Below are 14791 nucleotides of genomic sequence, written 5' to 3'. Positions count from 1 at the left end.
CGTACCGAGAGGTACGGGCCCACGCCCCTTCCTGCTGCCGGGTCATGCCCGGTTCCGGTTCGGGCCAGGCCCCGATTCGGCTTCGGGCACGCCCCGGGCACAGGCGTGAAGCGAGAATCTGTGCCGGGCCGTGCCCCGTTCCGGCTTCCGGATCGCCGCATGCTTCCGGCTTCGGGGGTCACCAGGCTGCGTCGAGCACGGTGGCCAGCAGCGCGGCCACGGCGAACAGCCCGACCAGCCCGTACGACGCCCGCGTCCACAGCCGCGTGCGGCGCTCGCTCCCGGCCCGTACGGACGCGGCCGGCTGGGTCCGTACGTGCTGGGTGGCCGCCTGCTCGCCCAGCATCCGGCGCAGCACCGCCGCGCGCAGGGCGGGCGGGGCCTCGCGCAGCTCGGGCAGCAGCCCGGCGACGGCTGCGCGGGCGTGCATGAGCCGGTTCGCGGTGGCCGCCGTGCTCGCCTCCGTCTCGGCGGCCGTCTCCGGCAGGCCGAGGCCCACACCGTCGTGCAGCAGCAGCGCGCGCCGGTACGACTCCGGAAGGCTGAGCAGCGCGGTGAGCAGCGCCTGCCCGGGGCCGCGCCCTGCGGGCCGTCTGCGGCGGGCGCGGCCCAGCCGGTGCCACGGCGAGAGCGCGTACTCGTACGCGGCCGCCCGCACCCACCCGGCCGGATCGCGGTCCACGGCCACTTCGGGCCAGCGCTGCCACGCCTGATGAAAGGCGTGGTCCACGGCCCGCCGCGCGAGCTGCCGGTGTCCGGTGAGCAGATACGTCTGCCGTACGAGGTCGGCGGCGTGGGCGGTGTAGAGCGCATCGAACGCCAACTCGGCGCCCGTGCCCGCCCGTTCTCTGCCGCGCTGAGCGTAACGGTGCATACGCACATATTGAGCGACACAGAGCGACACGACGGCCATTGGCCCGCTGCGCTGACGAATGGTGTGTTGTTGGCAGCATGTCCGCGTGACCCAATCGACCGATCGGAACCCGGCGTTGCCGCCTTCGCCGCCCCTGCGGCCGTCGCAGCCTCTGCGGCCTTCGCCGCCCTCGCTGCCTTTGCCGCCGCGCGGGCAGCTTGCAGCGGGCGGAGTGGTCGCGGCCGCCCTGGGGCTCGGTGCGGTGACCGTCGCGGTGCTCCTGCTCTGGATCACCTCGCCGTACCCCGAGAGCGGTCCGAGCGGAGCGCTGCACGCAGCCGCGGCCCTGTGGCTGCTCGCGCACGGCGCGGAACTCGTCAGGACCGACACCCTCTCCGGGGCCGCCGCACCGATCGGGCTCACGCCGCTGCTGCTGAGCGCGCTGCCGCTGTGGCTGCTGTACCGCGCCGCCGGTCACGCGCTCGAGGCGCACGAGGAGGAGCTGGCGGAGGCGGGGGGCGACCCGGACGGGCCGCCGCCCGCGGGTCCCACGATCGGGTGGTTGAGCGCGGGCTACCTGTTGACCGGCGTCGCCGCCGTGATCTACGCGTCCGGGGGGCCGCTGCACGTCGACCCGCTCAGCGCACTGCTGCACCTGCCGGTCGTGACCGTGGCCGCCGTCTCGTACGGCTACTGGGCGGCGAGCGGGCGGCCGCGGGAGCCGCTGCGGGTGGTGATGGCGGATGTGTTGCCAAGGGTGACCTCGGGGGTGTTGCCGGGGGTGGTGACCGGCCCGCTGCCGGGGGCGCTGCTCGGGCTGCTGCCGGGCAGGCTGCGCCAGCCGCTGCCCGCGCGGGCCAGGCGGGCGTTCGGCCGCGTCCCGGGGGGCGTGCGGGCCGTGCGCGCGCGCCTCACGCGCCGCAGGCTCGCCACCGCGGTCCGCGGCGGCACCGCCGGTACGGCCGTCCTGCTGGGCGGCGGGGCCCTGCTCGTCGCGTTCTCGCTCACCTGGCACGGGGCGGCGGCGCAGCAGTCCTTCCAGCACCTCACCGAGCCGTGGACGGGGCGGCTGGCGGTGCTGCTGCTGGCGCTCGCGCTGGTGCCGAACGCGGTGGTGTGGGGAGCGGCGTACGGGCTCGGGCCCGGCTTCACGCTGGGCGCGGGCAGCGTGGTGGGCCCGCTGGGCGCCTCCGCGCACCCGGAGCTGCCGCACTTCCCGCTGCTCGCGGCCCTGCCGGACCCGGGCCCGGGCGGGCCCCTGACCTGGCCGGTCGCGACCCTGCCGCTCGCGGCGGGCGTCACGGTGGGCTGGTACACGGCACGCGCGGCGGTGCCGGGGAGCGGCAGGGCCGCGACGGGTGGCGGGGGCGGTGGAAAGCCGGTTGTCCGTAACTGGCGGGACACCGCGCTGACGGCGGCGCTGGGCAGCGCGGCGTGCGCGGTGGCCATGGCGCTGCTCGCCGGTCTCGCGGGGGGCTCGCTCGGGACGGGCGCGCTGGAGGACTTCGGGCCGAGCTGGTGGCTCACGGGCGTGGCGGCTCTGTGCTGGACGGCGCCTGTCGCGGGCCCGACGGCGCTGGTGGCTCGCTGGTGGCGCAAACGCCGCCCCACCCCGGCCGACGCCACCCCGGAAACCCCCAAGGCACCAACCCCCGCGCCTTGAGCCCGGGCCCCCGGCGGCCAACCCCCGCGGGCTGCACGCCGCACCCGCCCCGCGCCGCGCCCTCCGCGCCTTCGGCGCGGATTTCCCACCCACCCGCCCTTGATAGGGGCGGGTGGGGGGAAATCCCGGCGCGGAGCGCCAGTTGGTGTCGGGGCGGAGACCCTGGTGCCGGGGTGGCCGGGGTCAGTCCTGGGTGCTGAGGAGGGGGCGGAGTTGCTTCGGGAGGAGGTCTTCGCAGGACTGGCGCGAAGCCGTGGTGAGGGCGTCGTCCACGCACGCGTAGTAGTCGCTGTAGACGACCTGGAACGTGAAGGTCGCCGCCACGATCGCCAGCGCGATCCCCCCGGTGACCAGCCCGCTGATCGCCGCCGTCGTCTGCGGCCTGGCGTTCGCCGCTCCGCCGACGGCCGCGCCGCCGGTCCCTGGCGCGCCGGCCTCGGGACGGGCGCTCGGCGCCGTGCTCGTGCCGATGTCGCTCGCCGCCGCACCCGCCCGGGTACGAACCGGCTTGCCGCGCAGCGAGCTGATGCCCCAGTACACGGCGAGCGCACCCAGCAGCAGCGCGATCTCCGGCAGGCTGAACAGCGCGAAGAAGAAGCCCCACATGCCCGCGAGCAGCGCGTAGCGGGCCCGGCGCTGCAGTGGGTCGGTCGGGTCCCAGCGCAGACCGCCGGGACCGCTCCCAGGGCCGCCCTGACCGCCGTTCGGGCGCCGGTCGCCCGGCCCGCCGCCGAAGCCACCGCTCTCGCGGCCCGGCTGGCGGCTGCTCCACTGGCTGCCCCAATGCGGCTGCTGCGGGCGGTCGGCGTCCGCGTCCTCACCGCCGCCGTTCCCGGAGCCGCCCGTATCGCCCGAGCCGCCCGTATCGCCGTCGGTGCCGTTCCCGGAGCCGCCGTTGCCGTCGGTGCCGTTGTGGCCGCCGCCCTGCGGGCCGCGCGGCCGCCAGGGCTGGTCGGGTCGGCCCTCCGGCGGGGGAGCGAAGGGGTTGTCCTCACCCTCGGAGGACGGGGAGGCAGACGGCGACCTGCGCTCACGCAGCAACGCCGCGCCGGCGGGCGCCGCGGCGACCGGAGCCACGCCCGGCCGCGCCGTCGTAGCCCAGGGCCCCGCGCCCGGAGTCGCAGAAGATCCCGTCGTGGCAGCCGTAGCGGACGCCGCCGCAAATGTCGTCGCAGAAGGTGTCGTGGAAGGGAGCGGCACGCTCCGCGTCACGATCGCCCCCGGCAGCCCGGGCACCCCCGCGGGCGTCCCGCGCAACGTCCGCGCCAATCCCGCCCGTGTCAGTCCCGCCCGCGCAGTCGCCAGACGACGCGTCGGCGCGGCGGACCCGGAATCCCCCCGCCGCGGGTCGGAGGACGGTGCCGTGGGCAGCGGTAGGCTGAGGGCCGCGCGGCGGCGTCGGTCCGGCATGTGGAGTGTGTCTTCCCCTTGTGTCGTCATCCCGCCCTCCCTGCCTGGCGGGACGGGTTCCGTGTCTCAGACGCTACCTCCCCCGGCTGGCCCCGTCCCGCGGGGGCCGCTCGGTGTGCCGGTATCGTTGCTGACGGTCTGCGGCTTCGTAGGGTCTTCCGGAACGGGGATCGCCCTCACTTGTACGACCCTACGACCACGACGAACGACCCGGTCCCCACAGGGTCCCGTGAAGCCCGTGAGAACCCGTGAGAAAGAGCCCCGCTGTGTCCTCGCCCCGCCCCGGCCCCGCCGCCCCGGCCCGCCCTGCGAGCCCGGCCCGCCCCGCCCGCCTGGTCGTGCTGGTGTCCGGCTCCGGTACCAACCTGCAGGCCATCCTCGACGCCATTGCGGCCGACCCGTCCGGCTACGGCGCCGAGGTCGTGGCCGTCGGCGCCGACCGCGACGGCATCGCGGGCCTCGAGCGGGCCGAGCGCGCCGGGATCCCCACCTTCGTGTGCCGGGTGAAGGACCACACCGACCGCGAGCAGTGGGACCTGGCCCTGGCCGAGGCCACCGCCGCGTACGAGCCGGACCTCGTCGTCTCGGCCGGTTTCATGAAGATCGTGGGGAAGGAATTCCTCGCCCGGTTCGGCGGCCGGTTCGTCAACACGCACCCCGCCCTGCTGCCCAGCTTCCCCGGCACCCACGGTGTGCGCGACGCGATCGCGTACGGCGTGAAGGTGACCGGGTGCACCGTCCACTTCGTCGACGACGGCGTCGACACCGGCCCGATCATCGCCCAGGGCGTGGTCGAGGTCCGGGACGAGGACGACGAAGCCGCTCTGCACGAGCGCATCAAGGAAGTCGAGCGACAGCTGCTCGTCGATGTCGTGGGGCGCCTGGCCCGTAACGGCTACCGCATTGAGGGACGAAAGGTAATGATCCCGTGACCGCCAACGCCAACCCCGCAGCCAACCCCGCCGCCAACGCCAACGGCGAAGGTACGAAGCGGCCCATCCGCCGCGCGCTGGTCAGCGTCTACGACAAGACGGGGCTGGAAGAGCTGGCCCACGGGCTTCACCAGGCGGGGGTCGAACTGGTCTCCACGGGCTCGACCGCCGCGAAGATCGCGGCCGCAGGCGTCCCGGTCACCAAGGTCGAGGAGCTGACCGGCTTCCCCGAGTGCCTGGACGGCCGTGTCAAGACGCTGCACCCACGCGTGCACGCGGGCATCCTCGCCGACCTGCGTCTCGACACCCACCGGTCGCAGCTCGAGGAGCTCGGCGTCGCCCCGTTCGAGCTGGTCGTCGTGAACCTCTACCCCTTCCGGGAGACCGTCGCGTCCGGCGCCTCGCCCGACGAGTGCGTGGAGCAGATCGACATCGGCGGCCCGTCGATGGTCCGCGCCGCCGCCAAGAACCACCCGTCCGTGGCCGTGGTCACCAGCCCCGCGCGGTACGGGGACGTGCTGGCCGCCGTGCGCGAGGGCGGCTTCGACCTGCCCGCGCGCAAGCGGCTCGCGGCCGAGGCGTTCCAGCACACCGCGGCGTATGACGTCGCGGTCGCGTCCTGGTTCACCGACTCCTATGCCCCTGAGCCGACAGCGCCCGATAGCACTGCGTCCATGAGCGGCCCCGTCGCGGGCGCCGCGGGCACCCGACTGCCCGAGTTCCTCGCCGGGGCCTGGGAGCGCAAGAGCGTCCTGCGCTACGGCGAGAACCCGCACCAGGCCGCGGCGCTCTACTCCGACGGCGACCCGGGCGGCCTCGCCAACGCCGAGCAACTGCACGGCAAGGAGATGTCGTTCAACAACTACATCGACACCGAAGCCGCGCGCCGCGCCGCCTTCGACCACGACCGGCCCTGCGTCGCGATCATCAAGCACACCAACCCGTGCGGCATCGCCGTCGCCGACGACGTCGCCGAGGCGCACCGCAACGCCCACGCCTGCGACCCGGTCTCCGCCTACGGCGGCGTCATCGCCGTCAATCGCCCGGTCACCGTCGCCATGGCCGAGCAGGTCGCCGAGATCTTCACCGAGGTCATCGCCGCCCCGGCGTACGAGGACGGCGCCGTCGAGGTGCTGGCCCGCAAGAAGAACATCCGCGTGCTGCGCGTCGAGGGCTCCCCGCTCCAGCCGTTCGATCTGAAGCCCATCTCCGGCGGCGTCCTGCTGCAGCAGAGCGACACGGTGCTGAATGGACACAGCCTGGCGGAGGGCGACGACCCGACCGGCTGGAACCTCGTCAGCGGCCTGCCGCTGGACGAGGACGGACTGCGCGAACTGGCCTTCGCCTGGCGGGCCTGCAGGGCCGTGAAGTCCAACGCCATCCTGCTCGCCAAGGGCGGCGCGACCGTCGGCGTCGGCATGGGCCAGGTCAACCGCGTGGACTCGGCGAAGCTCGCGGTCCAGCGGGCGGGAGCGGAGCGCGCGGCCGGTTCGTACGCCGCCTCCGACGCGTTCTTCCCCTTCCCGGACGGGCTCGAGGTTTTGCTCGAGGCGGGCGTCAAGGCCGTGGTCCAGCCCGGTGGTTCGGTCCGCGACGAGCTGGTGATCGAGGCCGCGAAGCGGGCGGGCGCGACGATGTACCTCACCGGCACGCGCCACTTCTTCCACTGAGGCCCTGCTGGTCATTGATCTTGTGGTGGGTCGTGGTGAGTTGACGGATGGGGCGTGGTAGCGGATAGCGCTGCTGCCGGGTGCGGACGGGCGGGGACGGCCGTGGTGGCCGCCCAGCCGTTCCCCGTATCCCTCGTAGACATCAAAGGTGTCCGGGCGCAGGCTGGTGTCGGCAGGACGTGAACCCCGCGGTCAGCCCTGCCGGCAGCGGCCTCAGCGTCGAGGGAGTGGAAGGACATCCGGTGGGCGGCGCGCGCGTGCGACGGCTGGTTCGGTACCCGATCAAGGGCTGCGCCGGGGAGGACATCGCCAGTGCTGGGCTGCGCCCGGGACTCGGCCTACCGGGCGACCGCGTGCTGGCCATCGCGAACGGCCATCGCCCCGTGCCCCACGCGGGGCAGTGGGCTCCCACCGAAACGTTCGCCCGGCTGACCACCAACACCGAGCTGCTGCGGCTGGGAGCCGGCTTCGACGATGCCGCCGCCACCGTGACCATGCACCACCCGGAACAGCCCCCGGTGACCGTGTTACTGGACCAGCCGGACAGCCGCGAGGGCGCCGATGCGCTGCTGCGCCGGTGGCTACCGGCCGGCCCTCATGGCGGACCACAGCTGGTGCGCGCCGATCGCGGCTACTGGGACGACCGGACGGGCACCGTCTCGCTCATCAACCTGGACACCGTCAAGGCCCTGGCCGACGCGGTCGAGGCGCCGGTCGATCCGTTGCGCTTCCGCGGCAACGTCTACGTGACCGGGCTGGGCGCGTGGCAGGAACTGTCCCTCCCCGGCGAACGCATCGTGCTCGGCGAGGCCGAACTCGAAGTGCTGCACCCGATCAACCGGTGCCGGGCCACCTGCGTCAACCCCGTCACCAGCGAGGCGGACCTCGACATTCCCGCCGCGCTCATGACCCACTTCGGGCATCTCTATTGCGGCGTCCGGGCCCGCGTCATCTCCTCCGGAGCGCTGCGCACCGGTGACCGGCTGACGCGCACTCGGCACCGAGGCAGCCCTCATCCGCCCACAACGGGACTGCCGATCGAGCAGTGGCCGCGGCCTGCCCGCGTCGTCCGGCGCGAGGCCGAAAGCGACGACGTGGTGAGCATCTGGTTGCGCGATCCGCTGCAGCGCCTGCGCGTTCCCCACCGCTCAGGACAGCACCTGCGCATCCATGTCACCGACGACCAAGGTCCGCTCTGGCGCTGTTACACCATCTCCGGGAGCCACGACGGTGACCTGCGCATCAGCGTCAAACGCCACCGCGACGGACGCATGTCGCAGTGGCTGCACCGCCACGCAGGCGTCGATGCGACACTGCACGTCTCCGGCCCGCACGGGACCCTGACCGCCGACTCCGGCTCCCGCTCGCCGTTGTTGCTGGCCAGCGCCGGAATCGGGATCACCCAAACCATCGCCCTCCTGGACGCGGCAGCACGGCAAGCCCCTGGTCGCCCCATCGTGTTCTGCCACACCGCCCGCAGTGGCAGCCGACTCGCGCTGTGGGCGGAAGCCCGCGCACTGATCTCGGCCCTGCCCCAGGGGCACGCCCGCTTGTTCCTGACCCATCCCGAGGAAGGCGATCTCACCCGGTGGAACGCCATGGCCGGCCGCCCCGAACTCGGCGATGTCGCCGCACCTCTGCTCGACTTGCCGACGGCGACGGCCTACCTCTGCGGACCCGCAAGGTTCATGGACGCCGCCAGCGATAGCCTGACCCACCGCGGCCTGCCCGCCCACGCGGTCCACCAGGAAGTCTTCGCCTCGCCCCGCGTTCCGTCCCAAGCGCCGATGGCACCGCCGCCGTCCGGCCCGTTCCGGGTGTCGTTCACCGTCAGCGACCGCCACGCACCCTGGACACCGGACCACGGAACCCTCCTCGACCTCGCCGACACACTGGGCGTACCGGCCCCGTCCGGATGCCGCGCCGGGGCCTGCCACCTCTGTCAGCAAGCCATCAGCAGCGGAAGCGTCACGTACACCACGCCACCCATCCTGCCGCCGAAGGCCGGTAGCGCGCTCCTGTGCTGCGCCGTTCCCACCAGCGACATCCGCATCCCGCTATGAAGCGGGGCATCGGCTCTCGCCGTGAACTCTGCTTCTGCAAATGAGGGAATTGAATTCCAGCCAAGTGTGGCGAGTTTGCCCACGCCTGCTCGGGACCGCCTAGACTGGCTGATGATCAAGGTAGGGCATTTGCGTGCGGTCGCTGTTTTACGGGGGAGTTGCGTACGTGGTTGTGCAGTGCAAGTTAGTCGTCGCCGACGGCCACGAACTGTTCCGCGAGGGATTGTCTGCGCTCTGTGCGGCGCAGCCGGGAATCAGAGTAGTGGGCCAGGCGGACGATGGGCAGGAAACCGTTTCGCTGATTCGCAGGGAACGCCCCGACCTTGTGCTCCTCGATGCCGAACTTCCGGGAGTCGGAGCGGTGCGGACGGCTCACCGGGAGCCTGTGGCCCCGCGGTTGGTGATGCTGACTGCGCACGAGGATGCGCAGCTCATGGAGCGCTCCATGTCCGTCGGGCCGCATGCGTGCATCTCAAAGGATTCGACCCGTGATGAGCTGTTCACGATGATACGGACCATCGTGAGCAATGGGGACCGCATGTTTGTCTCCTTATCCAGAGGGGTGGCCGAGCAAGTGAGGTTCCCCTCGACAGGTCACCTCACGGCTCGGGAGAAAGAGGTCCTGCAACTCGTCTCCAAGGGGTTCCGCAATGCGCAGGTCGCTTCGTCGCTGTATGTCGCGGAGGGAACCGTGAAACGACATCTCGCCAACATCTATGTGAAGCTAGGTGTTGGATCGCGTATGCAGGCTGTGCGTACCGCCGTCAAAATGCGACTGATAAAGGGAATCCAGTGAGTCGCCTCTTCTGTGGCCGAGCCGGTTGCACGGCGGAACGTGCCGGGGGGTTCGAGGTGTGGTCCAACGGACCGGTGCGAAGCTGTACGCGGGGTCACCGATTCCTCGTCACAACGCCCAGGGACGCCGCCACGACACAGCCCAGGGCCACCCACTGGCTGGGACCCAGCCGCTGGGAGAGGACCACGAGACCGATCAGGGCGGCGATTGCCGGCTCCAGGCTCATGAGCACTCCGAAGACCCGCGGAGGTATCTGCCGCAGGGCCCTGAACTCCAGGGAGTAGGGAACCACGGAGGACAGCAGGGCCAGGCCGAGGCCGGTGACCAGCACCTGCGGATTCAGAAGAGTCGCTCCGGCGTCGGCGAAGCCCACGGGGAGAGCGAGCAATGCGCCCCACACCATGGCCAGGGCCAGGCCCGAACCGTCGTTGGTACGGCTGCTGAGCTTCGCGCCGAGCAGGATGTACCCCACCCAGCACCCCGCGGCGGTCAGCGCGAAGGCGACACCGACCCAGGAAAGGCCGCCGTCCACCTCGGTGAGCAGTGCCACCCCGGCGGCGGCCAGGAGCGCCCACCCTGCATCGGACCAGCGACGGGAGCCGGCGACGGCAAGGGCCAGCGGCCCCAGCAGTTCGATGGCGACGGTGACGCCCATGGGAATGCGGTCCAGCGCCTGGTAGAAGGCGAAGTTCATTCCGGCGAGCACGGTTCCACAGGCGAACACGGCCGGCAGAGCGCGCCGTCCCACCCGCAGGGACGTGCGCCACGCGAGCAGCAGGACCAGGGCGGAGAAGACCAGCCGCAGCGTTGTGACCCCGAAGGGACCGGCGACCGGGAACAGCGGCTGGGCCACTGCGGCTCCCAGCTGCCGTAAGGCCATTCCGCACAGGATGAGCCCGGGCGGCGGCACCGCCGCCAGAAGACGCCCGGCGCGCTGCCCGGCGCCGGGCCGGGGCGCAGCCGCCGGCGCCGTCTGGTCGGCGCACTTCACGGTCTGCGCGGCAGTCGTTCCTTGGCTCTCCGTCATGGTCCTCCTCGGAATTCATCGGGCCCCTACGCCGGGCCGGCAGCCACCGCATGCGTCCGGCGGTGCCGACCCGGTGAGAGGTCTCTGCTGCTCGACCGGGTGAGCGCCCCCGGTCAGTCCGGGCTGAGGCCGAGGGCGCCTGCGGGGCAGCGCTGAACAGCGTCCTCGACCGTGCCGGTGGGGTCGGTCAGAGGCCCCTCGTCGAGGAGTTCAACGAGACCGTCGTCGTCGTTCTGGTCGAACACGGCTGGCTCGATGAGCACGCACTGTCCCGAGCCGACGCAGGCTTCCCGGTCGATGGTGATCCGCATGACATGTCCTCCCGGGTCACCAGGTGACGGGCAGTTCGTGAACCCCGTACACGATCTGATCGTTTTTCAGGGGAAGTTCCGCCGCGGGAACTGCCAGACGCAGACCGGGGACACGGGCGAACAAGGTGCTGAAGACGACCTCCAGGTTCACCCGGCCGAGGTTCTGACCGATGCACTGATGGGGCCCGTAGCCGAATGCCAGGTGCCGTCCCACGTCGCGACGGATGTCCAGGACTTCCGGATTCTCGTAGAAATCACCGTCCCAGTTGGCCGATGCGTTCAGCCCGATGACGCCCTCGCCTTCCCGTATCGTGACCCCGCCGATCTCGATGTCGGACAGCGCGACGCGGAAAGTGGCCTGGTCCGAGATGCTGAAGTAGCGCAGCATCTCCTCGACGGCTTGCGGGACGAGTCCTGGGTCGGCCCGCAGTTCGGCCAGTTGGTGCGGGTGCTCCAGCAGGCCGATCGTGCCAAGGGCGATCATGTTCGGCGTCGCCTCGTGGCCGGCGACGAGGAGCAGTCTGGCCATGCCGAGGACGAGGTCCCGGTCGTAGGTGCCCGAGTCGCGCAGGTTGTCGATGAGGCGGCCGATCAGGTCATCGGAGGGTTCGCGCTCCTTGTCGGAGACCACCTCCTCGAGGTAATCCAGGAGTTCGGCATAGGCCTGCTCCTGCTCCGCCCGGGTCGCATTGCGGGAGAGGATGACCGCCGTCTTGGCCAGGAAGAACGCGTTGTCCGCGTACGGCACTCCGAGCAGTTCACAGACGACCATCGAGGGCACCGGGGCAGCGAAGGCCTCGATCAGGTCCGCCGAACGGCCGGCGTCAAGCATGGAGGTGAGGCAGGTGTCCACGATCTCCTGGACACGTGGCCGCATCCTCTGGACCCGCTTGACCGTGAACTCAGGGAGAACCAGTCGGCGTCGGGCGATGTGTTCCGGGCCGTCCATCCCGACCATGCCGACGAGTCGTTCCTTCGGCACCCCGACGGGAAGGCGCACCTGCAGGGGGGAGCCGGGGTGCAGGCGGTCCGTACTCACCTGGGGATGGACGAGGAATTCCCGGATGTCCTCCTGCCGGGTCAGCAGCCACGCGGTCCTTCCGTGCTGCAGGGCGACCTTTGAAATGGGTGCCTCGGCACGTAACTGCGCGTACTGTTCGGGCACCCGCATCGGGCAGGACCGGGGCATGGGGAATGCCGGGTGTTCGGCGTGCACGCTCTGGGCTGCGGAGGCGTGCACGCTCTGGGCTGCGGAGGCGTGCACGCTCTGGGCTGCGGAGTGGGTTGTAGGGGGCACGTGCCTCTCACCTGTCTCCTCGGAGCCGATTCAGTGATGACTCAGAAGTTAGATCGCGCACGAATGCGGCCACATTGACCGCACGAAGTGCCCCGGAGCATGCCTGAGGGTGTAGTGCCCATGCATCCAAAGATGTAGCCGGGGTCCCGTTGTGCCACAGCGGTGAGGTCCGACGCGCCGACTCCGGGCCCGCGCGCCGTCGGCAGCGCACGGGCCCGGAGCCTCCCCCGAGGTTCCCCCGTCGTGCTCCATTCCACCCCGCCGGCGCGCGGACCGGTACCTCGGAGGTCCGAGGGTCAGTTGGCGTGCGGCGGGGTGTACTTCTTGAGGGCGCGCTCGACGCGTTCCGCGTAGTCGCGGTAGGGCGCGGGCACCCCGCCCGCCGCGTTGACCTTGCTGAATGAGGTGCGGTACGCGGCCGCGATCAGCACCTGGCGGTTGCCTTGCAGCTCCGGGCGGAGGCGCGGTGCGATGACGCACAGATAGCGGCCCGCGGCCGGGATGGACACGTCGGGCGGGAACGGCGGCTTCGGGTCGCCGGACTTCGGCACCAGCGAGGGCGGGAGGTAGGACTTGAGCACGCGGGGCGTCCAGCGGGCGATGCCGTACTCGTCCATGGCCGGGTCGGACAGATCCGGGTCGAAGTCGCTCTCGGCCTTCAGCAGCGCGGCGATGAGCGGCGGCGTCACCTCCTCCTCGGTGCACGCATGAGCCGCATCGACGATGAGCTTGCGGTACGCGACCGGCACGCCCGCGTCCGTACGCAACTCGTCCTCGCCGTACGTCGCCGGGGTCACCTTCTCGGTCCCGGCCCTGCCGTCGCCCCGCTCCTCCTCGCCGCCGAGCAGGCCCAGGCCGTAGCCCAGCGCTGCGATCCCCGCCGTCAGGGCGGCCGCGGTGACGACCGCAAGGGTCCGCGAGCGGCGGCCCGGCCTGCCAGGGGGCCTGCCGGCCCGCCTCGGCCCGGACATCCTGGCGAGCCGCCGGGGCAGGCGCGGCGAGCGCCCGGTCCCGGCCGGGGTCTCGAGGCGTCGCAGCAGGTCACGGGCGCTGTGCGCGGCGCGCTCTTCGTGCGTACGGGCCAGGCAGTCGCCGATGATCTCCGGCCAGCCCTCCGGCAGGTCGGGCGAGAGCCGCAGCTCCTCGGTCCCGCGCGCGTAGCGCACGGTGGCGTCCCTGCGGGCGGCCACGGTCGCGCCGGGCATCGGGAGCGTCCCGGCCAGCACCAGGTGCGCGACCACCCCGAAGGCCCAGATGTCCGCGGTCGTACGGATCTGCTGCCCGCGCTCGCCGATGTCCGACCACAGCAGCTCGGGCGGGGTGTAGTCGGGCGTCGAGAAGGCGGGGGAGTAGGCGTGGGTGCCCTCCAGCTCCGCTGCCAGATTGAAGTCGCCGAGCCGTACCGAACTGTCGGGCATCAGCAGCACGTTGCCCGGCTTGAGGTCGCCGTGCACCCAGCCCGCCTGGTGCAGCTGGGCCAGGCCCTCGCAGATCTGGGCGAGCAGCGCCGGCCCCTCCGGCACGGGCCCGGGACCGGAGCGAGAGCCGGAGCCGGAGCGGGCGATGAGCGTGTCCAGGGAACCCTCGGCGCGCTCGAGGACGAGCACGGTCGCGCCGTCGAGCTCGGGACGCTCCGGGTCGTCGACGGTCAGTGCCTCGTACATCCGGATCAGGCGAGGGCGGCGCAGCCTGCGGTGCAACTCCAGCTCGCGGTGCGCGAGATCCTCCAGGTGCCGCAGCTGGCGGGGCGTACGGGTGCCGGTGGGCAGGAACTTGAGCGCCGCCGACCCGGGCAGGTCGGGCGGGGCGTCCGGGCCCGGCTCGCCGCCGCGCCGGGCGGCGTAGACGCTGCCGAACGCGCCGGTGGCCAGCGGTTCGCGGACCTCCCAGCAGCCGACCCGGTACCCCTTCGGCACCCGCACCGCGAACGGCGCGCTCTCGGCTCCTCCGCTCACCGATCCCGCCCCTCGATCACGCAGAGCTCCTCCTCCCGTACGAGGTCGAAGCGCAGCGCGAGGGAGACCAGGGACTCCTTCTTGCCGTTCAACCGGGGCCCGGGGAGGGCGGATTCGGCGGGCGGCTTCAGGCGCAGCTTGACGGCCAGATAGTCGATGTTCCACTGCACCGTGGTCCGGTTCACCGCGGGCCACACAGGCTTGAGGCGCTCCACGACCTGCTCGGTGGTCGGCAGCGGGGCGTGCGGCTCGCCGCGCAGCCGGGGCTCGCAGAGCGCGGCGAGGACGAGGAAGTAGCGCTTGGACCGGTCCAGCGGGAAGGGCAGCGCGGTCGGCTCGCCGCCCGTGCTTCCGCTGCCCTCGAGGTAGTCGTGGCGCGGCGCCCAGACCTCGAAGCCGACCAGGTCGTTCCCGGCCGGGAGCACCACCCGGGAGAACTCGAAGGGGACCGGCGCCTCGACCCTGCCGGGCCCGACCTTGATGTGTTCCCCGGCGCCCTCGGGGTTCTCGACGACGTACGTCTGGCGGCGGCTGAGGTTGGTCAGCGTCCAGAAGGTGGCGGTGGCGGTGATCTCCCCGGCGGAGCGGGACACGCCCGCGTGGTCCATGACGAGATACGGGCCGCCGTCCGCGGTCCTGGACTCCTCCGTACGCCCGAAGCCGAGTGTCTCGCCCGGCTCCAGCCTGATCTGGGAGTCGGGACCCCGCGAGCCGTCGGGCACCACGATGACGCTGAACACCTACGTTCCCCCCGGTCGAGGATCGGCAGCGGTCAAGGCTACTGACGGCCCGATCGCAGCCGCAACGCGGCGCG

Annotated in this window: 12 protein-coding genes; 5 read left to right on the top strand and 7 right to left on the bottom strand. The window is 72.1% G+C overall.

Annotated features, from left to right (window positions below):
* Positions 1-178: 178 nt before the first annotated feature.
* Positions 179-874 (bottom strand): sigma factor-like helix-turn-helix DNA-binding protein, encoded by a 696-nt coding sequence (locus ACTWQC_RS34615; protein WP_443319832.1) that lies wholly within the window; start codon positions 872-874, stop codon positions 179-181.
* A gap of 211 nt (positions 875-1085) precedes the next feature.
* On the opposite strand from ACTWQC_RS34615, the gene ACTWQC_RS34610 reads away from it, so the two are divergent.
* Complete coding sequence (locus ACTWQC_RS34610) at positions 1086-2516, top strand: cell division protein PerM (protein ID WP_443319831.1); 1431 nt, start codon at positions 1086-1088, stop codon at positions 2514-2516.
* A gap of 183 nt (positions 2517-2699) precedes the next feature.
* On the opposite strand, the gene ACTWQC_RS34605 is transcribed toward ACTWQC_RS34610, so the two are convergent.
* Entirely contained in the window at positions 2700-3593 is an 894-nt protein-coding gene (locus tag ACTWQC_RS34605) for a hypothetical protein (protein WP_443319830.1), read from the bottom strand.
* Between the two features lie 599 nt (positions 3594-4192).
* On the opposite strand from ACTWQC_RS34605, the gene purN reads away from it, so the two are divergent.
* From purN to ACTWQC_RS34585, 4 genes are all read left to right on the top strand, one after another.
* The gene (gene purN, locus ACTWQC_RS34600; RefSeq protein ID WP_443319829.1) at positions 4193-4858 is read left to right on the top strand and encodes a phosphoribosylglycinamide formyltransferase; all 666 of its coding nucleotides are present in this window, start codon (positions 4193-4195) and stop codon (positions 4856-4858) included.
* A 65-nt stretch (positions 4859-4923) separates the two neighbouring features.
* Positions 4924-6528: a bifunctional phosphoribosylaminoimidazolecarboxamide formyltransferase/IMP cyclohydrolase gene (gene purH, locus ACTWQC_RS34595; RefSeq protein WP_443319834.1), complete on the top strand. Its 1605-nt coding sequence runs from the start codon at positions 4924-4926 to the stop codon at positions 6526-6528.
* Positions 6529-6770: 242 nt separating this feature from the next.
* Complete coding sequence (locus ACTWQC_RS34590; RefSeq protein ID WP_443319828.1) at positions 6771-8591, top strand: MOSC domain-containing protein; 1821 nt, start codon at positions 6771-6773, stop codon at positions 8589-8591.
* A gap of 166 nt (positions 8592-8757) precedes the next feature.
* Positions 8758-9387, top strand: coding sequence for a response regulator transcription factor (locus tag ACTWQC_RS34585; protein WP_443319827.1), 630 nt, complete (start codon positions 8758-8760; stop codon positions 9385-9387).
* Positions 9388-9481: 94 nt separating this feature from the next.
* On the opposite strand, the gene ACTWQC_RS34580 is transcribed toward ACTWQC_RS34585, so the two are convergent.
* From ACTWQC_RS34580 to ACTWQC_RS34560, 5 genes are all read right to left on the bottom strand, one after another.
* A complete protein-coding gene (locus ACTWQC_RS34580; protein WP_443319826.1) occupies positions 9482-10414 on the bottom strand; it encodes an EamA family transporter in 933 nt (310 codons plus the stop codon).
* A 113-nt stretch (positions 10415-10527) separates the two neighbouring features.
* Positions 10528-10725, bottom strand: coding sequence for a ferredoxin (locus ACTWQC_RS34575; protein ID WP_443319825.1), 198 nt, complete (start codon positions 10723-10725; stop codon positions 10528-10530).
* 16 nt (positions 10726-10741) lie between these two features.
* The gene (locus ACTWQC_RS34570; protein WP_443319824.1) at positions 10742-12022 is read right to left on the bottom strand and encodes a cytochrome P450; all 1281 of its coding nucleotides are present in this window, start codon (positions 12020-12022) and stop codon (positions 10742-10744) included.
* Between the two features lie 296 nt (positions 12023-12318).
* Positions 12319-13977 (bottom strand): serine/threonine protein kinase, encoded by a 1659-nt coding sequence (locus ACTWQC_RS34565; protein WP_443319823.1) that lies wholly within the window; start codon positions 13975-13977, stop codon positions 12319-12321.
* On the bottom strand, positions 13974-14717 hold the full coding sequence (locus ACTWQC_RS34560; RefSeq protein WP_443319822.1) for an FHA domain-containing protein: 744 nt from the start codon (positions 14715-14717) through the stop codon (positions 13974-13976). Before ACTWQC_RS34560 ends, ACTWQC_RS34565 begins: the two co-directional genes overlap by 4 nt.
* Positions 14718-14791 lie beyond the last annotated feature (74 nt).

The sequence above is a fragment of the Streptomyces sp. 8N616 genome (genome assembly GCF_052246385.1).
In the GTDB taxonomy this organism is placed as follows: domain Bacteria; phylum Actinomycetota; class Actinomycetes; order Streptomycetales; family Streptomycetaceae; genus Streptomyces.
The sequence above is the reverse complement of the archived record's forward strand: the minus strand, read 5'-3'. Positions and strand labels throughout refer to the sequence as shown.